The organism is Pseudomonas lopnurensis (assembly GCF_015070855.1).
Lineage (GTDB): Bacteria > Pseudomonadota > Gammaproteobacteria > Pseudomonadales > Pseudomonadaceae > Stutzerimonas > Stutzerimonas lopnurensis.
In genome coordinates this window covers 1-21,810 of the sequence record NZ_JADDIX010000021.1, presented here as the reverse complement: position 1 = coordinate 21,810, position 21,810 = coordinate 1, and the positions used below count along the sequence as shown (strand labels likewise).

Genomic DNA, 21,810 nt, shown 5'->3' with positions numbered 1-21,810 from the left:
GCGATGTACAGCTGCGGCGCGACGATCTTGCCGGTCTGGCCGACCTGCATGTCGTTCGGCACGAAACCGGCATCGACCGCGGCACGCGAGGCGCCGACTGCCGCGCCGAGCTTGTCGGCCAGCGAGTACAGGTGCTTGAAGTTCTCGCCGTTCTGCATGCCGCGACCACCGGAAACGACGATCTTGGCAGCGGTCAGTTCGGGACGGTCGGACTTGGCCAGCTCTTCGCCGACGAAGGCGGACTTGCCGGCGTCACCAGTGCCGGCGATCTGCTCGACCACAGCCGAACCACCGGTGGCATTCACGGCATCGAAGCCGGTGGCACGCACGGTGATGACCTTGATCGCGGCGCTGGACTGCACGGTCGCGATGGCGTTACCCGCGTAGATCGGGCGCTTGAAGGTGTCCGGGCTTTCCACCGAAATGATTTCGGAAATCTGGTCGACGTCCAGCTGGGCGGCGACGCGCGGCAGGAAGTTCTTGCCGTTGGTGGTGGCAGCCGCCAGCACGTGGCTGTAATTGGATGCCAGGCCGGCGATCAGCGGCGCGACGTTTTCCGGCAGTTGGTTGGCGTAGGCGGCATCGTCGGCGACCAGCACCTTGGCCACGCCTTCGATCTGCGCGGCCGCCTCGCCGATGGCGCCGCAGCCGCTACCGGCCACCAGCACGTGGATGTCTCCGCCGATCTTGGCAGCGGCAGCGACGGTGTTCAGAGTAGCGGCCGCGAGGACGGCATTGTTGTGTTCAGCGATAACCAGGATAGCCATTTAGATTACCTTCGCCTCGTTCTTCAATTTCTCGACCAGTTCAGCCACGGACTTGACCTTGATGCCGGCGCTGCGGCCGGCCGGCGCTTCGACTTTCAGGGTCTTCACGGTGGAAGTGGTGGTGACGCCCAGCGCATCGGGGGTCAGCACTTCCAGCGGCTTCTTCTTGGCCTTCATGATGTTCGGCAGCGAGGCGTAGCGCGGCTCGTTCAGGCGCAGGTCGGTGGTGACGATCGCCGGCAGGTTCAGCGCAACGGTCTGCAGGCCGCCGTCGATTTCGCGAGTGACGTTGACCTTGTCGCCCGCCACTTCCACCTTCGAGGCGAAGGTGCCCTGGGCGTAACCGGTCAGTGCGCCGAGCATCTGCCCGGTCTGGTTGTTGTCGCTGTCGATCGCCTGCTTGCCGAGGATGACCAGTTGCGGCTGCTCCTTGTCGACCACCGCCTTGAGCAACTTGGCCACGGCCAGGGAATTCAGTTCCTCGCTGGACTCGACCAGCACGGCGCGGTCGGCGCCCAGTGCCAGCGCGGTGCGCAGTTGCTCCTGGGCAGCGGTCGGACCGATGGAGACGACAACGATTTCGCTCGCCACGCCCTTCTCTTTCAGGCGCACGGCTTCTTCCACGGCGATTTCGCAGAAGGGGTTCATCGACATCTTGACGTTGGCGAGATCGACGCCGGACTCGTCCGCCTTGACGCGAACCTTGACGTTGTAGTCGACCACGCGCTTGATCGCGACCAGTACTTTCATCTATCCGTCCTCTTGTTGAATCAGGCGCTTTTCAGCAGTTCGGCATAGGCCTGCAAATGATGGTCGTCGTCACCCAGTTGGTGGCTGAGCATGACCAGGCGCTTGGCGTGGTGGGCCAGGTTGTATTCCCAGGTCATGCCGATGCCGCCATGCAGCTGGATGGCCTGTTCCGCGATAAACCGCGCCGCGCGCACCACGACGAACTTGGCCGCGGCCAGACGGCGGCTACGCTCCTCGCTGTCGACTTCATCCGCCACGCAGGCGGCGAGAATCGCCATGGAACTGGCCAACTCCAATTCGCCACGCATATCGGCCATGCGGTGCTGCAACACCTGGAACTTGCCGATGGGCGCGCCGAACTGCTGGCGGGTTTTCAGATAATCGAGGGTCAGGCGGAAGGCTTCCTGCATACCGCCAACAGCCTCAGCGCACTGGGCGGCAATGGCCCGGCCCCGCTGGTAGCGCAGCGCGGGTAGTGCCCTGCCCGGCTCGCCGAGCAGGGAGTCGGCGGCGATGAATACCTCATCCAACACCACATCGCAGGCATGTGGCCCATCGATATTCGGGTAGGCACGGCGGCTGACGCCGACACTCGCCGGGTCGAGCAGAAACAGGCTGATGCCTTGCTCGTCCAGCGGCTCGCCTGCCGTACGCGCCGACAGCAGAATCAGACCGGCGCTGTGCCCGCCGACCACCACCACCTTGTGGCCTGACAGTTTCCAGCCGCCGTCTACCACCACCGCACGGGTCTGTACGTCATGCAACAGGTAATGGCTCTGGCTTTCCTCCAGAGCCACCGCCAGTTGCAGCTCGCCACTGGCTACCCGCGGCAGCAGCGCTTCGCACTGCTGGGCGTTGCCCAGTTGTTGGAGCAGGCCAGCGCCGTGAATCTGCGACTGCAGGAAAGGCTCCAGGCACAGGTTGCGGCCCAGTTCGGTCATGATCAGCAGGTTGTCCACGCCGCTGCCGCCGAAGCCGCCATGGGCTTCGGCGATCGGCACCGAACACAGGCCAAGCTCGCCCAGTTGCTGCCAGAATGCCCAGCTGAAACCCGGCTCGCTGCGGTAGAACTGCTCGCGTTGTTCGAAGCTGTAGCTGTCGCGGACCAGACGGACCACGGTGTCTTGCAACATCTGCTGCTCTTCGCTGAGAGTGAAGTCCATGCTCCGGCCTCCCTTAGAGTTCGAGAATCATCTTGGCGATGATGTTCTTCTGGATTTCGTTGGAGCCGCCGTAGATCGACAGCTTGCGCAGGTTGAAATACTGGCCGGCGGGTGCGGCGCTGTAGTCGGCATGCCGCAGTTCGCCGGCATGGTCGAAGTCCAGCTCCTCCTCGACGAAGGGCAGCGCATGCACACCCAGCGCCTTGCGCAGCAGATGGCTGATGGCCTGGCGGATCTCCGAACCCTTGATCTTCAGGATCGAGCTTTCCGCCCCCGGCACTCCGCCAGCCTGGGCGGCGGCGAGGATGCGCAAGGTGCTCACCTCGATGGCCAGCAACTGGATTTCCACCTCGGCCACCTGGGCACGGAACAGCGGATCGTCGAGCAGCGGGCGACCATTGCGCAGCTCGCGGGCAGCGACCTGCTTGAGCTGGGCCAGCGCGGCCTTGGATTGGGCGATGCCGGCCTGGCCGGTACGCTCGTGGGTCAGCAGGTATTTGGCGCAGGTCCAGCCCTGGTTCTCCTCGCCCACCAGGTTGGCCACCGGCACCCGCACGTTATCGAAGAACACCTCGTTGACTTCGTGGTCGCCATCCAGGGTGATGATCGGTCGCACCGTAATACCGGGGCTGGCCATGTCGATCAGCAAGAAGGAGATGCCCCGCTGCTGCTGAGCATCGGGATCGGTGCGCACCAGGCAGAAAATCATGTTGGCGTGCTGACCAAGAGTGGTCCAGGTCTTCTGCCCGTTGACGATGTAGTGCTCGCCATCGCGCACGGCACGGGTCTTCAGGCTGGCCAGGTCGGAACCGGCACCGGGCTCGGAATAGCCCTGGCACCACCAGTCCTCGCCGGAGAGAATGCGTGGCAGGTAATGATCCTTCTGCGTCTGGGTGCCGAACTTGATGATCACCGGGGCGACCATGTTGACGCCGAAGGAGATCAGGCGCGGCGCACCGAAGGCGGCGCACTCCTCCTCGAAGATATGCTTCTGCACCACGCTCCAACCGGTGCCGCCATGCTCCACCGGCCAGTTGGCCGCGTACCAGCCACGTTTGGCCAGGATGCGCTGCCAGCGCTGGTGATCGTCCTTGCTCAGGTGCTTGCCAAGGCGCACCTTGGCGGCGATGTCATCCGGCAGCGCCACGCTGACGAAGGCCCGCACTTCATCGCGGAATTCGAGCTCGGCAGGGGTGTAGTTGATGTCCATACAGATTCCTCGACAGGTGTGAAAACCAGCTGCATACGGCTCGTTCAGCCTTGCTGATCCAGCTCGGCAAACGTCTTGCCCTCAGCAACCAGGCGCTCCAGCAAGGGAGCCGGTTGCCAGTTGGCACCGAAGCATCGGTGGTACCCGCGGATGCATTGCAGCACCTTGTCCAGGCCAAGCTGGTCGGCATAGAACATCGGCCCGCCACGCTGGGCCGGGAAGCCATATCCGGTCAGGAAGATCACGTCGATATCACTGGCGCGCTGGGCAATGCCCTCTTCGAGAATCCGCGCACCTTCGTTGATCAGCGCATACAGCGGGCGTTGCCACAGACTCTGCGGGTCGATGTCCAATTGCGGACACGACGACAGTTCGTCGAGCAGCTCGACGAGTTCGAGATCAGGTTGCGGCGTGCGCGAGCCATCCGGATACAGGTAGAAGCCGGCACCGCTTTTCTGTCCGAAGCGCCCGACCGCACACAAGCGATCGAGCAGGTTCGGCAGGCGTTGCCCGGCGCCCAGCGTGGCGCGCTGGCGTTGACGCATGCTCTGCCAGATATCCAGCCCGGACATATCGAGCATGGCGAACGGCCCCATGGCCATGCCGAACTCGCGCAGGGCGCCGTCCACCCGCTGCACGCTGGCCCCCTCCTGCACCAGCAACTCGGCCTCGCGAACGTAGGACAGGGCCATGCGGTTGCCGACGAAGCCATCGCATACCCCGACCACCACTGCGATCTTCTTCAGTCGCTTGCCCAGTTGCATGGCACTGGCCAGCACCGAGTCGCTGGTCTGCGCACCGCGCACCACCTCCAGCAGGCGCATGACATTGGCCGGGCTGAAGAAATGCAGGCCGACTACATCTTGTGGGCGCCGGGTAAAAGCAGCGATGCGATCAAGGTCCAGGGACGAGGTATTGCTGGCCAGAATAGCCCCGGGCTTGCATACCCGATCCAGCGCCTCGAATACCGCCTGCTTGGCGGCGATATCCTCGAATACCGCCTCGATGGCCAGGTCGACCTCGGCCAATGCTGCGTAATCGGTCACACCCTCGATCAGCGCCAGGCGCTGCCGCATGGCCTGCTCGCTCAGGCTGCCGCGCCGCACGCTCTTGCCCAAGGTATCGGTGGCCCGCTGCAGCGCCGTAGCCAGTCTGTCCGCGTCGAGCTCCAGCAGTTTCACCGACAGTCCGGCGCTGGCCAGGCTCAGGGCGATACCGACGCCCATGGTGCCACCGCCGATCACCGCCACGGAGGCAACTGGACGAGTCTCTACAGCGCTATCCAGGCCTTTGATCTTGCCCGCCTTCCGCTCGGCGAAGAACTTGTGTACCAGAGCCAGACGCTGCGGCGACTGCAAACACTCCTGAAATAACATGCCTTCGCGCTTGAGCCCCTCGGCGAGGGGCAACACGGTGGCCGCTTCGATCGCCGCGATGCAGCGCAAGGGCGAGAACAGTCCGGGCAGCGAGCGCTGGACTTCATCGCGCTTGGTTTCCAGCAAGGACGCATTATTCGCCGTGGCAACGACCGGGACATCCGCCTCGCCAGTGCGACGCGGGCCGGTGCCACGTACCAGCAATTGCTCGGCGAAGGCCAGAGCAGCGCTCAGCAATTCCCCCTCGAATACTTGGTCGACGATGCCGTTGCGTTCGGCTTCGTCAGCCGTGATCGGCTCGCCGCCGACGATCATGTCCAGCGCCACCGCCACTCCGGCTAAGCGCGGTAAACGTTGCGTACCGCCAGCCCCCGGTAACAGGCCCAGATTGACCTCGGGCAGGCCCAGACGGGCATTGCGCCGGGCGATGCGGTAATGACAGGCCAAGGCGATCTCCAGCCCGCCACCAAGCGCCGAGCCGTGGATCACCGCCAACGATGGCTTGTTGAAATTCTCGATGGCCTGGGTCACGTCAACCAGGAACGGGGCCTGCGGCGGCTTGCCGAACTCGCGGATATCGGCCCCGGCGATAAAGGTAGTGCCCGCGCAGAGCAGCACCACGACTTTTATCTGGGCATCCGCCTCGGCGGCGGCGAATGCCTCCAACAGGCCGGCGCGCACAGGTTGACCCAAGGCATTGACCGGGGGATTGTCGACGCGAATGAGCGCCACGGCCCCTTCGCGGGCCAGGTGTACGGGAGAAGACATGTGACAGCTCCTGCAGGCGTTCACGCCTGCGTCTTATTGTTGTTGCGCTGCGGGTATTGCTCTGTTGCGTAAAGCGGGATCCGACAGGCTCAGCGATGCCGCCATGACGGTTGGCGCTTCTCCACGAAAGCCTGCATGCCTTCTTTCTGATCTTCGCTGGCGAAGCTGGCATGCAACAGGCGACGCTCGAAATGCACCCCTTCGGCCAGGGTGGTTTCGAAGGCACGGTCCACCGCCTCCTTGTTCAACTTGACCGCCATAGCCGAATAACCAGCGATCTGACTGGCCAGTTGCAAGGCCTCGTCGAGCAGACTGGCCGCCGGCACCACGCGACTGACCAGACCGCTGCGCTCGGCTTCGCTGGCGTCCATCAGGCGCCCACTCAGGCACAGATCCATGGCCTTGGCCTTGCCCACCGCCCGAGTCAGGCGCTGGGTGCCACCGGCGCCCGGCAAGGTGCCGACCTTGACCTCTGGTTGGCCAAAGCGCGCGCTATCGGCGGCGATCACGATGTCGCACATCATCGCCAACTCGCAGCCACCACCCAGCGCCAGCCCCGCCACCGCAGCGATCACCGGCTTGCGGCAGCGGGTCACCTCTTCCCAGTTGGCAGTCACGAAGTCTTCCAGGTAGACATCGGAGAAACTCTTGAACTGCAACTCGGCAATGTCGGCACCGGCAGCGAAGGCCTTGTCATTGCCGGTAATCACCAGTACGCGGATCTCGCTGTCGAGTTCAAAGCCGCGCAGGGCATCGCCCAGCTCACTCATCAGTGCGCCATTCAAGGCGTTGTGCACGGCGGGTCGGTTGAGCCGTATCAGGCCGACACTCTCATGCCGCTCGATCAGGATGTTGTTGTAGGACATGACTTTCACCACTGCTGGTTTGACTGCAGCCACAAGCGCATCTTGCGCTTCGCACCAGTCGTTGCACGCCGGCGCCAGGCACTGCGACCTGTCGATTGAGCACACGGCCCCGAACACTTGATGGCGAGTCTATCCACAGGAAAAAGTAAAGACAACATGTTGACATAATAAAAATCGAGAGCGTATCGTCAGCCCCATCGGAAAGGCCTGTCCCGACCGACCCAAAACAAAAACAATTCAATAAAAGCGGTGCTGATTATGAAAATAAGCACAAACATGCATCCTCAACGTCGATCCGACATGCTAGAGCTCGGCGCCTGGAATGACATGATCATTACGGATTATTGGGATGCGACCCTGTCTTCCACGCCGGATAGGCACGCACTGATCGCCTACAACGTGAGCGAAGATGTACGCACCACCCTGAGCTATCGCGAACTCGACCGCATCGTCACCCGCATGGCTGCCGGTCTCGCCAGCCTCGGTGTGGAAAAATCCGATGTGATCTCCTGCCAGTTGCCCAACTGGTGGCAAATGACCGCCCTGCACCTGGCCTGCGTACGCATCGGCGCAATCCTCAACCCGCTGATGCCAATCTTCCGCGAGCACGAGCTGAGCTTCATGCTCGGCCATGCACAGAGCCGCGTACTGGTCATTCCCAAGGTTTTCCGTGGCTTCGACTATGCCGCCATGATCGATGGTCTACGCGGTGAGCTGCCGCATCTGCAACGCATCTTGGTGATCGGCGGCGAAGGCGACAACAGTTTCGAGCAGGTACTGCTGGAGCAGCCCTGGGAGGAGCGCGTCGACACCCGTGCATTGTTCGCCGACCGCCTTCTGGGAGGCGATGACGTAGTGCAACTGCTCTACACCTCCGGCACTACCGGCGAGCCGAAAGGCGTGCTGCACACCTCCAACACCCTGTTCAGCAACGTGCGCCCCTATGCCGAACGCCTGCACTTGAACCGCGATGACATCATCTTCATGGCCTCGCCGATAGCCCACCAGACCGGCTTTCTCTATGGCCTGATGATGCCGATCTACCTGCAGACCACCACCGTATTGCAGGACGCCTGGGACCCGCTGTACGCGGTCAAGGTCGCCGCGGTGGAGAAACCAACCTTCACCATGGCCTCCACGCCATTTCTCGCCGACCTGCTCGAAGTCGCCCACAAGCACCGCGACGAGCTGTCCTCGCTGCGTATCTTCGTCGCCGCCGGCGCACCGATTCCCGAAGCCCTGGTGGAACGTGCAGGCTCGGCGGTTAACGCGCAGATCATCTCCGCCTGGGGCATGACCGAGAACGGCGCGGTAACCATGACTCGCCCCGAGGACGATGCTGGGCGCGCCATCCACAGCGACGGCGTGGTCCTGCCTTATATGGACGTGCAGGTGGTCGATGACCACGGCCAAGTCGTACCCAATGGCAGCGAGGGCAACCTGATGGTGCGCGGTGCCAGCCTGTTCGTCGGTTACCTCAAGCGCCCGGAACTCTATGGCGTCGACAACCACGGCTGGTTCGCCACTGGCGATCTGGCGCGGATGGATGCCCAGGGCTATATCCGCATCACCGGACGCACCAAGGACGTGGTGATCCGTGGCGGCGAGAACGTGCCGGTGGTGGAGATCGAGAACCTGCTCTACAAGCACCCGGCAATTTCCGCCGTGGCCCTGGTTGGCTGCCCGGACGAACGTCTCGGCGAGCGCGTCTGCGCCTACGTGACCCTGCATGACGGCCATTCGAGCCTGACCCTGGAAGACGTCGTGAACTTCCTGCTGGAGCAGCGCCTGACCAGGAACTACCTGCCCGAGTATCTGGAAGTGCTCCCCGCCCTGCCACGCACGCCATCCGGAAAAATCCAGAAATTCAAGTTGCGCGAACAGGCCAAAAGTATCCGCCTGAATGGCAACAAACGCTAAGCGACCTTCACTTTCCATCCGTTACCGCACTAATACGATCAGAGGACTGCTGCATGAAAGGTCTAAGTGGAAAAACCGTAATCATCACCGGCGGCGGCGGCGGCATTGGCCGCGCGGTCAGCCTTCGCTTCGCTGAAGAAGGCAGCCTGGTGGCCGTACTCGATCGCGACGCCAATGCCGCGCAAACCACTGTCGACCTGATCAGCGAAGTCGGTGGCAAGGCCAAGGCCTATGCCGCCGACATCAGCGATTACGACGCCATCGTCGCCACCGTCGAGGCCATCGAGAACGATCTCGGCGTCCCCACCGTACTGGTCAACAACGCCGGCTTCGACCGCTTCATGCCATTCCTCAAGACCGACCCGCAAATGTGGCAGCAGTTGATCGCCATCAACCTCACCGGCGCGCTGAACATGCACCACGTGGTGCTGCCGAAAATTCTCGCTGCCGGTGGCGGCAAGGTGATCAACGTCGCCTCCGACGCCGCACGCGTCGGCTCCTCCGGCGAGGCCGTGTACGCCGCCTGCAAGGCCGGCCTGGTCGGCCTGTCGAAAACCCTGGCACGCGAGCTGGCGACCAAGAACGTCAGCGTCAACGTGGTCTGCCCCGGCCCGACCGACACCGCCCTGCTGAAGAGCGTGGCGGACACTTCGAGCAATCCGGAAAAACTCCTGGAAGCCTTCAAGAACGCCGTGCCGATGCGCCGCCTCGGCCAGCCGCAGGACTACCCGGGGATCATCGCCCTGCTCGCCAGCGACGACGCTAACTTCATCACCGGGCAGGTCATCAGCGTGTCCGGCGGACTGACCATGACCGGCTGACCAAGCCAGGTTTCCAAGAATTTCAGGAGTTAGAAGCATGAAATACCAAGACATCCTCTACGAGGAAAAAGACGGCGTCGCCACCATCACCATCAACCGCCCGGAGCGTTACAACGCCTTCCGCGGCCAGACGTGCATGGAGCTGCTGGACGCCTTCAACCGCGCCGGCTGGAACAAGGAGGTCGGCGTCATCGTGTTCACCGGCGCCGGCGACAAGGCGTTCTGCACCGGCGGCGACCAGGGCGCCCATGAGGGCCAGTACGATGGTCGCGGCCTGATCGGCCTGCCGGTGGAAGAGCTGCAGGGCCTGATCCGTGAAGTGCCCAAGCCGGTGATCGCCCGGGTCAACGGTTTCGCCATCGGCGGCGGTCATGTGCTGCACGTGGTCTGCGACCTGACCATCGCCTCCGACAAGGCCATCTTCGGCCAGGTCGGGCCAAAGGTCGGTTCGGTCGATCCGGGCTTCGGCACCGCTTACCTGTCGCGCCTGATCGGCGAAAAGCGCGCCCGCGAAATCTGGTACCTGTGCCGCAAGTACAGCGCTCAGCAGGCACTGGAGTGGGGCCTGGTCAACGCCGTGGTGCCACACGAAGAGCTCGACGCCGAAGTGCAGAAATGGTGCGACGAGATTCTCGAGAAGAGCCCGACCGCGCTGTCCATCGCCAAGCGCTCGTTCAACGCCGACAGCGCCAATATCGCCGGTATCGGCGGCCTCGGCATGCAGGCCCTGAGCCTGTACTACGACACCGACGAGGCCAAGGAAGGCACCGCCGCGTTCAAGGAAAAACGCAAGCCGGACTTCCGCAAGTTCTACAAGTGATTCCGCTGCCGGCAGCCCCGTTGCTGCCGGCGCGATCCCCAGCCCAGGCTCGGAGAGAGACATGAATTTCGCATTCAACGAACAACAGACCGCCATTCGCGACAGCGTCGCCCGCTTCAGCGCCGACGTACTCGCCCCCGGCTACCGTCAGCGCGACCGCGACGGTCGTATCGAACGCTCGGTCATCCGCCAGATGGGCGAAATGGGCCTGCTCGGCGGCGAACTGCCGGAAGAGTTCGGCGGCAGCGGCCTGGACTGCGTCACTGCCGGAATCATCATCGAGGAACTGTCCAAGGGTGATTTCAACGTCGGCTATATCCCCCTGCTGACGTCGCTCAACGGCCAGATCATCGCCCAGCACGCCGCGCCGGAACTGGCCAGGGAGTGGCTGAGCGCGATTACCGCCGGGCAGAAGATCGTCTGCATCGCTCTGACCGAGCCCAGCGGTGGTTCCGACGCGGCCAGCCTGCGCCTGAAAGCCGAGCGCAAGGGCGACGTCTATGTGCTCAACGGCGAGAAGACCTCGATTTCCATGGCCGACCAGGCCGATGTGGCGGTGGTCTTCGCCCGCACCGGCACCCAGGAACAACGCGCCAGTGGTATCAGCGCCTTCCTCGTACCGATGGTTCTGCCTGGTATCAGTACCACCCGTTTCGAGGATGCCGGCGAGCGCGCCATTGGTCGTGGCTCGATCTTCTTCGACAATGTCGAGGTACCGATCAGCCATCGTCTTGGGGATGAGGGCAAGGGCTTCAAGCAGGTGATGCAGGGCTTCGACTACAGCCGCGCACTGATCGGCCTGCAATGCCTGGCTCTGGCCCAGCAGTCGCTGGACGAAACCTGGCAGTGGCTGACCGAACGCCAGGCCTTCGGCCAGAACCTCTCGGCCTTCCAGGGCCTGACCCACCCACTGGCCGAGTTGCAGACCTATGTACATGCCGCCCGCCTGCAGTGTTACTACTCGTTGTGGCTAAAGGACAACAAGTTGCCACACAATGCCGAAGCAGCGATGAACAAATGGTGGGGCCCGAAGCTCGCCTTCGATGTGGTCAAGCAGTGCCTGCTGGCCCACGGGCATACCGGCTATGGCGAAGACCTGCCATTTGCACAACGCCTGCGCGATGTGCTCGGCCTGCAAATCGGTGACGGCACCGCGCAGATCATGAAAAATATCATCGCTCGGGAACTCGTTCCCACGTGACGCCTTGTTTGTTCCGGCAGGCAAGGTGTTGTCATAACCACAAGCGCCCACCGGATCGACAAGGAATCGCAATGACCAGCAACGAAACCAGGGGAATCCCCAACCGCCTGTTCTTCAGGCTGTTCCAGACGGGCAATACCCTGCAGCGACAGGTACAGAACGAGATGGGCATCAGCACCGTGCAATGGGCGGTGCTTGGGGCCTTGTCCCGCGCAGGCTACGAGGAAGGCATCTCGTTCAACCAGTTGACCGAGTATCTAGTGGTCAGCCGACAGAGCCTGGACGGCGTACTCAAGCGCATGGAGCGCGACAACCATGTGCTGCGCGTCCCCCACCCCGACGATGGACGGGCGCGCCTGGTGCAACTGACGGATACCGGCAAGGCGTTCTGGGACTCATTACAAGGCAGGATTTACCAGTTTTACCAGCAGGCGTTGCAGGGTTTCAGTTTCGACGACAGCGTCAGCCTGCTGCATTTTCTCAACAAGTTGCATGTCGATCTCGCCAAGGTCTCGCTTGGCAATGGGTTGCCGGACCAGCCGGAAGACTAGCAGGCTCAACACCCTGCCCTTCCTGCCTCCGCCCCCTGCGGTAACAGGTTTCACCCATGCCCTGAGCATGGCGCCGGCGAATAAGAACAATCACTACCTGGCAGGAAGAGCACAACATGAGCAACGTCATCCTCGAAACCCGAGGATTGACCAAGGAGTTCAATGGCTTCACCGCTGTCGACTCGGTCGATCTTCAGGTGCAACAGGGGCATATCCATGCCCTGATCGGCCCCAATGGTGCCGGAAAATCCACGGTCTTCAACCTGTTGACCCACTTCCTGCCAGCTACCCGTGGCGAGGTGCTGTATCAGGGACAGGTCATCGCCAAGCTGCCGCCCAACCGGATCGCCCGCCTGGGGCTGGTGCGCTCCTTCCAGATCTCAGCGGTATTCGGCCAGATGAGCGTGCTGGAAAACGTGCGAGTGGCCCTGCAACACCAGCTCGGCACCTCCTTCCATTTCTGGAAATCGGCCAGTTCGCTGAATCACCTCAACCAACAGGCCATGCAGTTGCTGGAGTCGGTGGATCTGCAGGACTTCGCCATGCGCAAGACCGTCGAACTGCCCTACGGACGCAAGCGCGCCTTGGAACTGGCCACCACGCTGGCGCTGGAACCCACGGTGATGCTGCTCGACGAACCCACCCAAGGCATGGGTCACGAGGACGTCGAGCGTGTAGTCGGGCTGATCCGTAAGGCTGCCGTTGGCCGCACCGTGCTGATGGTCGAACACAACCTGCACGTGGTCAGCAGCCTGTGCGACCGCATCACCGTGCTGGCGCGCGGCAGCGTACTGGCCGAGGGCGACTACGCCACGGTGTCAGCCAACCCGCTGGTGCGCGAGGCCTATATGGGCAAGGAGGCCGAGCATGTCTGACTTGCACACGCCGGAACTGGAACAGCTGCGTCTGTCCAACGTGCATGCCTTCTACGGCGAGTCGCACATTCTCCATGGCATCGACATGAAGGTGCATCGTGGCGAGCTGGTGACCCTGCTCGGGCGCAACGGCTCCGGACGCAGCACTATCCTCAAGTCGATCATGGGCATGGTCGGGCGACGCACCGGCTCGATCATGATCAACGGCAAGGAAACCGCGACCCTACCCGCCTTCCGCATCCCACGTCTGGGGGCTGGTTATTGTCCGGAGGAGCGCGGCATCTTCGCCAGCCTGGACGTCGAGGAAAACCTGCTACTGCCACCCACCGTGCGCAGCGGTGGCATGAACCTCGACGAAATCTACGAGATGTTCCCCAACCTCTACGAGCGCCGCCGCAGCCAGGGCACCCGTCTGTCCGGCGGCGAGCAGCAGATGCTGGCGATGGCGCGCATCCTGCGCACCGGCGCCAACCTGCTGCTGCTCGACGAGATCACCGAAGGGCTGGCCCCAGTGATCGTGCAGAAGCTCGCCGAGGTACTGGTCAAGCTCAAGGAGAAGAACCTGACGATCATTCTGGTCGAGCAGAACTTCTGCTTCGCCGCGCCCCTGGCCGACCGCCACTACCTGATCGAGCACGGCCGGATCATCGAGGAAATCAGCGCCGCCGAGCTGCCCGGGCAGATGGAACTGCTGCACCGCCAGTTAGGCGTATAGCACTACACCGCGAATGCGAGAAAACCAGTAACCGGCTTGTACACCCCCAGGCCAGGGAGCCCCTCCGCGCCTGAAAACCCAAGAGAGCGAGACCGATATGCGTAAAACAACAATAAAACCATTGATCGCCACCCTTGCCATGATCGCCGCCGGCAGCGCCAGCGCCGAGATCAGCGACAAGGAAATCCGCATCGGCTACCTGGCCGACATGTCCGGCGCCTACCGCGACCTCGGCGGCCCCGGCGGCCTGGAAGCGCTGAACATGGCCATCGAGGACTTCGGCGGGCAGATCGACGGCGCGAAGATCGTGGTGGTCAGCGCCGACGACCGCAACAGCCCGGATGTCGGTGCCAACACCACCCGCGAGTGGATCGACCGGCGCAATGTCGACATGGTCGCCGGCCTGGTGTCCTCGGCGGTGACGATCGCGGTCACGCGCATCCTGGAAGAAAACGACAAACTCGGCCTGGTATCGATTTCCGCATCCTCGGCGATCACCAACGAATACTGCACGCCCAATCATATTCACTGGGTATACGACACCTACGCCATGTCCAACGGCACCGCCAAGGCGATCGTCCGCGAAGGTGGTGAAACCTGGTTCATCCTCGCCGCCGACTATGCCTTCGGCCATGCAATGGAGGCCGATGTCGAACGTACGGTCAAGGCCGAAGGCGGCAAGGTGGTCGGCAAGGCCCGCCACCCGCTGGCCTCCAGCGACTTCTCGTCCTACATCCTGCAGGCCCAGGCCTCCGGCGCTCAGGTCATCGGCCTGGCCAACGCCGCCTCGGACACGGTCAACGCCATCACCACCGCCAAGCAGTTCGGCCTGGTCGACTCGGGCCAGAGTCTGGCCGGCCTGATGGTGTTCATCAACGACGTACACGCCCTCGGCCTGGAAGCCACCCAGGGCCTGCAGCTGACCACCGGCTGGTACTGGGACCAGAACGAGGAAAGCCGCGCCTGGGCGCAGCGCTTTCATGAACGCACCAAGCGCATGCCGACCATGGTTCAGGCCGGCATCTACTCCAGTACCCGTCATTACCTGCAAGCGGTCAAGGACGTCGGCAGCGACGACGCTCAAGCGGTGCGCAAACAGATGATGGCCACCCCGGTGAACGACATGTTCACCAAGAACGGCCGCATCCGCGAAGACGGCCGCATGGTCTACGACATGTACCTGGCCCAGGTCAAAACCCCTGCCGAGTCCACTGGCGAGTGGGATCTGTACAAGATCGCCCGCACCATCCCAGCCCAACTGGCCTTCCGCCCGCTGTCGGAAAGCAAGTGCAAGCTGGTCAACAAATCCTGACAACCCGGTGAACGCCGCCGGCTATCCCTGGGTAGTCGGCGGTGTGAGGGATGGAGCGCAGCATGAACTTGGCACTCTTCGATATTCCGGCCGCCGTGCTACTCGGCCAATTGATGCTCGGGCTGATCAACGGGGCCTTCTACGCCCTGCTCAGCCTGGGCCTGGCGATCATCTTCGGCCTGCTCAAGGTGATCAATTTCGCCCATGGCGCGCAATACATGCTCGGTGCCTTCCTGGCCCTGCTGCTGTTTCGCCATTTCGGCATCGACTACTGGACTGCACTGCTGCTGGTGCCGATCCTGGTGGGGCTGTTCGGCTGCGCGCTGGAGCGCTTCCTGCTGCGCCCCGTCGCCGGAGAAAGCCATCTCTACAGCCTGCTGCTGACCTTCGGCCTGGCCCTGATCATTCAGGGTACGTTCACCAATCTGTACGGCAGCTCGGGCAATGCCTACCCGATTCCGGCGGCACTGCGCGGCGCGCTGAGTCTCGGTTTCATGCACTTGCCGACCTACCGCGCCTGGGTCATAGTCGCCGCCCTGACGGTCTGCCTCGCCGCCTGGCTGATCATCGAGAAGACCCGCCTCGGTGCCTACCTGCGCGCCGGCACGGAAAACCCGCAACTGATGCAGGCGTTCGGCATCAATATCCCCTTCCTGGTCACCGTGACCTACGGCTTCGGTGTGGCCCTGGCAGCCTTCGCCGGGGTGTTGGCCGCGCCGCTGTACAGTGTCTCGCCAGGCATGGGCGCCAACCTACTGATCGTGGTGTTCGCCGTGGTGGTGATCGGCGGCATGGGCTCTATCGTCGGCGCGGTGATCACCGGGCTGGCCATGGGCTTGATCGAAGGTCTGACCAAAGTGTTCTACCCCCAGGCAGCCACCACTGTGATCTTCCTGGTGATGGTGCTGGTACTGCTGGTGAAACCCAACGGCCTGTTCGGCAAGGAGGCATAACCATGAATACCGCAACCACCCACTTCCAGGATGCCCTGCAACGCTCGCAACAACGCAAGCAGCTATACCTGGGCCTGGCACTGCTGACGGTTGCCCTGCTCGCGCCGTTCGTGGCCTACCCGGTGTTCCTGATGAAACTGCTGTGCTTCGCCCTGTTCGCCTGCGCCTTCAACCTGCTGCTGGGCTATGTCGGCCTGCTGTCGTTCGGCCATGCGGCATTTCTCGGCACCGGCGGCTACATCACCGGCTGGCTGCTGACCCGCTACAGCAGCCTGACGCCGGAGCTGGGCATTCTCGGCGGCACCCTGGCGGCCACCCTGCTCGGCCTGCTGTTCGGCGTACTGGCGATCCGTCGCCAGGGCATCTACTTCGCCATGATCACCCTGGCACTGGCGCAGCTGACCTTCTTCATCTACCTGCAGGCCCCCTTCACCGGCGGCGAGAACGGCCTGCACGGCGTGCCTCGCGGCCAGCTGTTCGGGCTGCTCGACCTGAAGAACGACCTGGCCATGTACTACTTCGTGCTGGCGGTGTTCCTCTTCGGTTATCTGCTGATCCAGCGCACGGTCAACTCGCCGTTCGGCCAGATCCTGCGGGCCATCCGCGAGAACGAGCCGCGCGCGCTGTCGCTCGGTTACAACGTCAACGCCTACAAGCTGCTTGCCTTCGTTATCTCCGCCGGGCTGGCCGGGCTGGCCGGTGCCACCAAGACCGTTGTGTTCCAGTTCGCCAGCCTGACCGATGCGCACTGGCACATGTCCGGCGAGGTGATCCTGATGACCCTGCTTGGCGGAGTCGGCACCCTGCTCGGCCCGGTGCTTGGCTCAAGCTTGGTGGTGTGGCTGCACCACGCCCTCGGCGGCAGCGTGCTGGGTAGCTGGATGAGCGTGATCCTCGGCAGCATCTTCGTGCTCTGCGTTCTGCTGTTCCGCGCCGGCATCGTTGGTTATCTGCAGAAATTCGTGCAACGCAACCTGCGCTGAACCCATTCTCCTCGACCGCTCTTGGCAACTGAGCGGCCCCTTTCGCTTCCCCAGCAGCGGGGAAGCGCTTTTTCGTGTTCGCAAAGAATAGGAAACGGTCTTTACCTAAAAAAGATCTAACAAAAACATCGAAAAAAATTTTCTTCTTTAAATTCATCATATTGACAAGAAAACATGAGGCGCTTACGAAAGCAATAACAATTTTATGTAATCATATTGATATTTTTGATCAACAAAATTAGGATTTGACCGTGTTCTGCAGCTACCGCTACGCCCCCCACAAGCCATGGCCATCGGCGATAGCAGGACCCTTTGTGAACCACTCAACAAAAACAACTAAAGGTAAACAACATGTACCTCCCTCACTTACACAACCGTACGATCCCGAGCCTGCTACTCCTGAGCGGCTGCCTATTGCCGGTGATCGCCCACGCCGACTTCGTCGAGGACAGTCAGCTCAGTCTGGAAACCCGCAACTTCTACATGAACCGGGACTTTCGCGATAACGCCAGCGGCAATCACAAGGCCGAAGACTGGGGCCAGGGCTTCATGCTGCGCTACAACTCGGGCTTTACCGAAGGCACGGTCGGCTTTGGCGTCGATGCCCTCGGGCTGCTCGGCGTCAAGCTGGATTCGGGCCGCGGCACCAGCGGCACCGGAGCCCTGCAAGTACAGAAGGATGGAGAAGTCTCCGACGAGTTCAGCTTCCTCGGCCTGACCGCCAAGGCCAGGTTCGCCGACAGCCTGCTGACCGTCGGCACGCATGCGCCGACCCTGCCGATCGCCTTTCGCAACGACACGCGCCTGCTGCCGCAAACCTTCGAAGGCGCACAGTTGGTGTCCAAAGACGTCGACAACCTGACCCTGACCGCCGGCCGGTTCCGTGGCACCCGCCTGCGCGACTCGAGCGACTACCAGGACATGTCCATGGCCGCCTTCGCCAAGGACGGCGGCCTGGTAACGGGCGGCAAGGTCAGCGATCGCTTCAACTATGCCGGGGCCAGCTATGCCTTCATGCCCAACCTGATCGGCACTTATTTCTATGCCGAGCTGGAAGACAACTACAACCAGCACTACACCAACCTGACCCACAGCCTGCCACTGACTGAAGGCCTGATGCTGAAGTCGGATATCCGTTACTTCGACAGCAACAAGGAAGGCAATACCACGGTGGACAACCGCAACCTAGGCGCCATGTTCACCCTTGCCTACCAGGGCCACGCACTGGGCTTCGCCTACCAGGATCAGAGTGGCAAGACTGGCCAGCCTTTCATTGCCGGCGGCACTGACCCCTGGGCCTTGAACACCGTGACCTATCACCACTTCCTGCGTGCCCAGGAAGACTCCTGGCAAATCCGCTACGACTACGACTTCGCCGCAGCCGGCATCCCGGGTCTGACCCTGATGACCCGCTACGTGCGTGGCGAAAACTTCGAAATCGGCGGCGCCAAGGCAAAGGAATGGGAACGCAACCTGGACCTGGGCTACGTCATCCAGAGCGGTCCGTTGAAAAACCTCGGCCTGCGCTGGCGCAACGTCGCCTACCGTGGCAGCCACACCACGGATATCGACGAAAACCGCCTGATCGTCGGCTACACCTTCAAGTTCTGGTAAACCCGTCAACACCGGGAGCGGCCCTCCTGGCCAGCTCCCGGCCAACCACAGCCCCGGAGACTCTGCGCATGCATGTAGATGCCGCCATCCGCTCACGCAAATCCGTTCGCAGCTTCCTGCCCCTGAGCGTTCCCCGGCACACCGTCGAGCACATTCTGGAGGTGGCTGCCCGTGCGCCGAGCGGTAACAACGTCCAGCCCTGGCATGTCCATGTGCTCACCGGCGAGGCCAAGCACGCCCTGTGCAGCGATATTCTCACCGCAGCCGCCAACCCCGAGGAGCCGCACCATGCCGAATACAGCTATTACCCGGACACCTGGTTCGAGCCCTACCAAAGCCGCCGCCGCGCGAACGGCTTCGGCCTCTATGAAACACTCGGCATCGCCCGCGACGACCTGGCCGCACGCGAACGGCAGAACCTGCGCAACTATCAGTTCTTCGATGCCCCGGTGGGCCTGCTGATCAGTCTCGACCGCCGCCTCAACACCGGCAGCTACATGGATCTGGGCATGTTCATTCAGAACATCCTCCTCGCTGCGCGTGGCCAGGGTCTGCATACCTGCGCCCAGGCCGCATTCGCCTGGTACCACCAGATCGCCCGCCAGCACATACCACTGGCCGACGAACACATCCTGGTCTGCGGCATTGCCCTGGGCTACGAAGATCCGGACGCTGCGGAGAACACCCTGGAAACCCCTCGCGAGCCAGTTGCCAGCTTCACTACCTTTCACGGTTTCAAAGAGCGGGAGCTCGCGCCAGCAGCACGCTCATGACCGTCATACGCGAAAAGGTCGTCAGCACCGCCAGTACGACCGAGCAAGCGATCCGTGAGGCCGCCATCCAACTGATTTCCAAAGGCGGCTACGAGTCGATGAGCCTGCGCCAACTCGCTGCCCTGGCTGGAGTCAACACCGGCACCCTCTACCTCTACTACCAGGGCAAGAAGGAGCTTCTGGTCAGCCTGGTGCTCGATTACCTGGAAGCACTTCTATTCGCCTGGCAAAACACCCGCCCCCGACATGCGGGGGCCGACGCCGAGCTACAGGCCTTCGTCGCCTTCCACGTCCGCTACCACCTGCTGAAGAAAGAAGAAGGCGTGCTGGGCAACATGGAGCTGCGCAGCCTCGAGGACGACGACCTGGAAACGGTCAAACAGGCACGCCACGCCTACCTGCGGGAAATCCAGAATATTCTCGAGCGAGGCATCATCCAGGGCCTCTTCGATTGCAACGAACCGAAGCTACTCGCCCATATCCTGTTCAACATGCTGACCCATGTCTGTTCGTGGTATCGCCCCAGCGGCCCATTAAGCATCGACGAGATCATCGCCCAGTATTCGCAATTGTCATTACGCATGACGGGATACTCAACCCACCCTCGCGCCACAGTTTGAAGCCCACCAAGGAGCCCCCATGCAAGACGTCATCATCGTTGCCGCCACTCGCACCGCCATCGGCAGCTTCCAGGGCAGCCTGGCCGATATTCCCGCACCGGAACTCGGCGCCATCGTCATCAAGCGCCTGCTGGAGCAGGCCGGTCTCGACGGTGCCCAGGTCGATGAAGTCATCCTCGGTCAGGTACTCACCGCAGGCTCCGGGCAGAACCCCGCACGCCAGGCCGTGATTCGCGCCGGCCTGCCTCACGTCGTGCCAGCCATAACCCTGAACAAGGTCTGCGGCTCGGGCCTGAAGGCAGTGCACCTCGCCGCACAGGCCATTCGCTGCGGCGATGCCGAGGTGGTGATCACCGGCGGCATGGAGAACATGAGTCTGTCATCCTACGTGCTACCGAAAGCTCGCACCGGCCTGCGCATGGGCCACGCGCAGATGCTCGACAGCATGATCGTCGACGGCCCGTGGGATGCCTTCAACGGCTACCACATGGGCATCACCGCCGAAAACTTGGTGGAGAAATACGGTATCAGCCGTGACGCCCAGGACGCCTTCGCTGCCACCTCGCAGCAGAAGGCCGTGGCCGCCATCGAAGCTGGCCACGCTGTATATAGGTGGCGACCAGGGTGTGGCACTGCTCATCGAACGGGAATGAATAATTAAGCAACGGTAGCCATAAGAATCAGAAATCACCCAGGACACTCAATGACCGACTTTAAAATAGGTTCTTCGCGGATTCGGGGGAAAAAGCGAGTTGACAGTCAGGGAAGTGGGTAAATTGGCAGTCGCCAAACATCCCAACCCCCACACCCTGCTGTCACCGTGCATCCTATTGATCTTGCTGCTTTCTGGCCAGGCTACGAAGTCGTCGCTTGTCGCCAATCCACCGATAACACCCTACTGATCGAGCTCGAACCTCAAGCCGACTGTGTCCCCAAATGCGGACGCTGCAACCAAGCCTGTCCGTTGATCCATGAGCGACGGATTCGCCGGGTGCGTGATCGCGATCTGCTTGACCAGCGTGTCCTGCTTCAACTGCCGGTACGCCGTGTCGATTGCCTGTGCTGTGGGCGGGTAACCGAGCGGATTGACTGGCTTGAGCCGGCGTCGCGCCTGACTCAGCGCTTGCGTGTCTGGCTAGAAGGCTTGCTGCAACTGCTGCCCATCAGCCACGTCAGCCGCCTCACCGGATTGCATTGGCACACCCTCAAGACGCTGGACAAGCGCCGCCTGGAGGCCTCGGTTGGCGCTTTCGAACCAGGCGAAGTGCGCCGTCTGGTGATGGATGAGTTCGCCCTGCACAAGGGCCATCGCTATGCCACGGTGATCATGGATGCCGAGCGCACGCGTGTGTTGTGGGTCGGGCATGGCAACAGCCGTGAGGCGATTCGCCCGTTCTTCGAATTGCTGGGCGAGCACTGCCAGCAGATCGAGGCTGTGGCAATGGACATGAATACGGCCTTTGACCTGGAGGTGAAGCAGCATTGCCCACAGGCCGAAGTGGTATACGACCTATTCCATGTGCTGGCGCGCTATGGCCGCGATGTGATCGACCGTATCCGTGTCGACCAGGCCAACCTCCTGCGCCAGGACAAACCCGCGCGCAAGGTCGTCAAGCAAAGCCGCTGGCTGCTGCTACGCAATCGCGAAAATCTCAAGGAGGGACAAGCCGTGCAACTGCAGGAACTGCTCGCTGCCAACCAGCCGCTGGCCACGGTCTATGTGCTCAAGGATGCCCTGAAGGAAGTCTGGTA

Annotated in this window: 20 protein-coding genes and 1 pseudogene; 15 read left to right on the top strand and 6 right to left on the bottom strand. The window is 62.3% G+C overall.

Translation table 11 applies throughout. The features are described from left to right. The 6 genes from IN820_RS04495 to IN820_RS04470 all read right to left on the bottom strand — a co-directional run. A partial coding sequence (locus IN820_RS04495; RefSeq protein ID WP_193679831.1) for an electron transfer flavoprotein subunit alpha/FixB family protein occupies positions 1-767 on the bottom strand: 767 nt, incomplete at its 3' end. Continuing rightward, complete coding sequence (locus tag IN820_RS04490) at positions 768-1,517, bottom strand: electron transfer flavoprotein subunit beta/FixA family protein (protein WP_193679830.1); 750 nt, start codon at positions 1,515-1,517, stop codon at positions 768-770. A gap of 20 nt (positions 1,518-1,537) precedes the next feature. Further along, on the bottom strand, positions 1,538-2,680 hold the full coding sequence (locus IN820_RS04485; RefSeq protein WP_193679829.1) for an acyl-CoA dehydrogenase family protein: 1,143 nt from the start codon (positions 2,678-2,680) through the stop codon (positions 1,538-1,540). A 13-nt stretch (positions 2,681-2,693) separates the two neighbouring features. Beyond that, a complete protein-coding gene (locus IN820_RS04480; protein WP_193679828.1) occupies positions 2,694-3,890 on the bottom strand; it encodes an acyl-CoA dehydrogenase family protein in 1,197 nt (398 codons plus the stop codon). 44 nt (positions 3,891-3,934) lie between these two features. Further along, the gene (locus IN820_RS04475) at positions 3,935-6,034 is read right to left on the bottom strand and encodes a 3-hydroxyacyl-CoA dehydrogenase NAD-binding domain-containing protein (RefSeq protein WP_193679827.1); all 2,100 of its coding nucleotides are present in this window, start codon (positions 6,032-6,034) and stop codon (positions 3,935-3,937) included. An 89-nt stretch (positions 6,035-6,123) separates the two neighbouring features. Continuing rightward, a complete protein-coding gene (locus IN820_RS04470) occupies positions 6,124-6,900 on the bottom strand; it encodes an enoyl-CoA hydratase (RefSeq protein WP_193679826.1) in 777 nt (258 codons plus the stop codon). A 327-nt stretch (positions 6,901-7,227) separates the two neighbouring features. Between IN820_RS04470 and IN820_RS04465 the strand changes: the two genes are divergently transcribed. From IN820_RS04465 to IN820_RS04395, 15 genes and pseudogenes are all read left to right on the top strand, one after another. Beyond that, on the top strand, positions 7,228-8,820 hold the full coding sequence (locus IN820_RS04465; RefSeq protein WP_235989068.1) for an AMP-binding protein: 1,593 nt from the start codon (positions 7,228-7,230) through the stop codon (positions 8,818-8,820). A 53-nt stretch (positions 8,821-8,873) separates the two neighbouring features. Then, on the top strand, positions 8,874-9,641 hold the full coding sequence (locus tag IN820_RS04460; RefSeq protein ID WP_193679824.1) for an SDR family NAD(P)-dependent oxidoreductase: 768 nt from the start codon (positions 8,874-8,876) through the stop codon (positions 9,639-9,641). Positions 9,642-9,678: 37 nt separating this feature from the next. Continuing rightward, positions 9,679-10,461: a 2-ketocyclohexanecarboxyl-CoA hydrolase gene (gene badI, locus IN820_RS04455; protein ID WP_193679823.1), complete on the top strand. Its 783-nt coding sequence runs from the start codon at positions 9,679-9,681 to the stop codon at positions 10,459-10,461. A gap of 61 nt (positions 10,462-10,522) precedes the next feature. After that, complete coding sequence (gene aliB / locus IN820_RS04450; protein WP_193679822.1) at positions 10,523-11,662, top strand: cyclohexanecarboxyl-CoA dehydrogenase; 1,140 nt, start codon at positions 10,523-10,525, stop codon at positions 11,660-11,662. Between the two features lie 71 nt (positions 11,663-11,733). Next, positions 11,734-12,213 carry a MarR family winged helix-turn-helix transcriptional regulator gene (locus IN820_RS04445; RefSeq protein ID WP_193679821.1) on the top strand — a complete coding sequence of 160 codons (480 nt, stop codon included), beginning with the start codon at positions 11,734-11,736 and terminating at the stop codon, positions 12,211-12,213. A 116-nt stretch (positions 12,214-12,329) separates the two neighbouring features. Then, positions 12,330-13,088, top strand: a complete 759-nt coding sequence (locus tag IN820_RS04440) for an ABC transporter ATP-binding protein (RefSeq protein ID WP_193679820.1) — start codon at positions 12,330-12,332, stop codon at positions 13,086-13,088. Continuing rightward, complete coding sequence (locus IN820_RS04435) at positions 13,081-13,803, top strand: ABC transporter ATP-binding protein (RefSeq protein ID WP_193679819.1); 723 nt, start codon at positions 13,081-13,083, stop codon at positions 13,801-13,803. Before IN820_RS04440 ends, IN820_RS04435 begins: the two co-directional genes overlap by 8 nt. 97 nt (positions 13,804-13,900) lie before the next feature. Continuing rightward, the gene (locus IN820_RS04430; RefSeq protein ID WP_193679818.1) at positions 13,901-15,115 is read left to right on the top strand and encodes an ABC transporter substrate-binding protein; all 1,215 of its coding nucleotides are present in this window, start codon (positions 13,901-13,903) and stop codon (positions 15,113-15,115) included. 62 nt (positions 15,116-15,177) lie between these two features. Beyond that, positions 15,178-16,068 carry a branched-chain amino acid ABC transporter permease gene (locus tag IN820_RS04425; protein ID WP_193679817.1) on the top strand — a complete coding sequence of 297 codons (891 nt, stop codon included), beginning with the start codon at positions 15,178-15,180 and terminating at the stop codon, positions 16,066-16,068. Positions 16,069-16,070: 2 nt separating this feature from the next. Beyond that, the gene (locus IN820_RS04420) at positions 16,071-17,051 is read left to right on the top strand and encodes a branched-chain amino acid ABC transporter permease (RefSeq protein ID WP_193679816.1); all 981 of its coding nucleotides are present in this window, start codon (positions 16,071-16,073) and stop codon (positions 17,049-17,051) included. Positions 17,052-17,402: 351 nt separating this feature from the next. Further along, entirely contained in the window at positions 17,403-18,665 is a 1,263-nt protein-coding gene (locus tag IN820_RS04415) for an OprD family porin (protein WP_193679815.1), read from the top strand. 68 nt (positions 18,666-18,733) lie between these two features. After that, positions 18,734-19,438, top strand: a complete 705-nt coding sequence (locus IN820_RS04410) for a nitroreductase (RefSeq protein WP_193679814.1) — start codon at positions 18,734-18,736, stop codon at positions 19,436-19,438. Then, on the top strand, positions 19,435-20,058 hold the full coding sequence (locus IN820_RS04405; protein WP_193679813.1) for a TetR/AcrR family transcriptional regulator: 624 nt from the start codon (positions 19,435-19,437) through the stop codon (positions 20,056-20,058). The genes IN820_RS04410 and IN820_RS04405 overlap by 4 nt, the downstream gene beginning before the upstream one ends. Positions 20,059-20,077: 19 nt before the next feature. After that, positions 20,078-20,656: pseudogene (locus IN820_RS04400) on the top strand (thiolase family protein); the annotation flags it as partial. 222 nt (positions 20,657-20,878) lie between these two features. After that, positions 20,879-21,810 (top strand): ISL3 family transposase (locus tag IN820_RS04395; RefSeq protein WP_193679812.1); only part of this gene is annotated, 932 nt, incomplete at its 3' end.

Excerpts from the sequence above, each read along its gene's own strand:
- IN820_RS04490 (WP_193679830.1), bottom strand. The coding sequence starts at position 1,517 with ATGAAAGTACTGGTCGCGATCAAGCGCGTGGTCGACTACAACGTCAAG.
- IN820_RS04485 (WP_193679829.1), bottom strand. The coding sequence starts at position 2,680 with ATGGACTTCACTCTCAGCGAAGAGCAGCAGATGTTGCAAGACACCGTG.
- IN820_RS04480 (WP_193679828.1), bottom strand. The coding sequence starts at position 3,890 with ATGGACATCAACTACACCCCTGCCGAGCTCGAATTCCGCGATGAAGTG.
- IN820_RS04475 (WP_193679827.1), bottom strand. The coding sequence starts at position 6,034 with ATGTCTTCTCCCGTACACCTGGCCCGCGAAGGGGCCGTGGCGCTCATT.
- IN820_RS04470 (WP_193679826.1), bottom strand. The coding sequence starts at position 6,900 with ATGTCCTACAACAACATCCTGATCGAGCGGCATGAGAGTGTCGGCCTG.
- IN820_RS04465 (WP_235989068.1), top strand. The coding sequence starts at position 7,228 with ATGATCATTACGGATTATTGGGATGCGACCCTGTCTTCCACGCCGGAT.
- IN820_RS04460 (WP_193679824.1), top strand. The coding sequence starts at position 8,874 with ATGAAAGGTCTAAGTGGAAAAACCGTAATCATCACCGGCGGCGGCGGC.
- badI (WP_193679823.1), top strand. The coding sequence starts at position 9,679 with ATGAAATACCAAGACATCCTCTACGAGGAAAAAGACGGCGTCGCCACC.
- aliB (WP_193679822.1), top strand. The coding sequence starts at position 10,523 with ATGAATTTCGCATTCAACGAACAACAGACCGCCATTCGCGACAGCGTC.
- IN820_RS04445 (WP_193679821.1), top strand. The coding sequence starts at position 11,734 with ATGACCAGCAACGAAACCAGGGGAATCCCCAACCGCCTGTTCTTCAGG.
- IN820_RS04440 (WP_193679820.1), top strand. The coding sequence starts at position 12,330 with ATGAGCAACGTCATCCTCGAAACCCGAGGATTGACCAAGGAGTTCAAT.
- IN820_RS04435 (WP_193679819.1), top strand. The coding sequence starts at position 13,081 with ATGTCTGACTTGCACACGCCGGAACTGGAACAGCTGCGTCTGTCCAAC.
- IN820_RS04430 (WP_193679818.1), top strand. The coding sequence starts at position 13,901 with ATGCGTAAAACAACAATAAAACCATTGATCGCCACCCTTGCCATGATC.
- IN820_RS04425 (WP_193679817.1), top strand. The coding sequence starts at position 15,178 with ATGAACTTGGCACTCTTCGATATTCCGGCCGCCGTGCTACTCGGCCAA.
- IN820_RS04420 (WP_193679816.1), top strand. The coding sequence starts at position 16,071 with ATGAATACCGCAACCACCCACTTCCAGGATGCCCTGCAACGCTCGCAA.
- IN820_RS04415 (WP_193679815.1), top strand. The coding sequence starts at position 17,403 with ATGTACCTCCCTCACTTACACAACCGTACGATCCCGAGCCTGCTACTC.
- IN820_RS04410 (WP_193679814.1), top strand. The coding sequence starts at position 18,734 with ATGCATGTAGATGCCGCCATCCGCTCACGCAAATCCGTTCGCAGCTTC.
- IN820_RS04405 (WP_193679813.1), top strand. The coding sequence starts at position 19,435 with ATGACCGTCATACGCGAAAAGGTCGTCAGCACCGCCAGTACGACCGAG.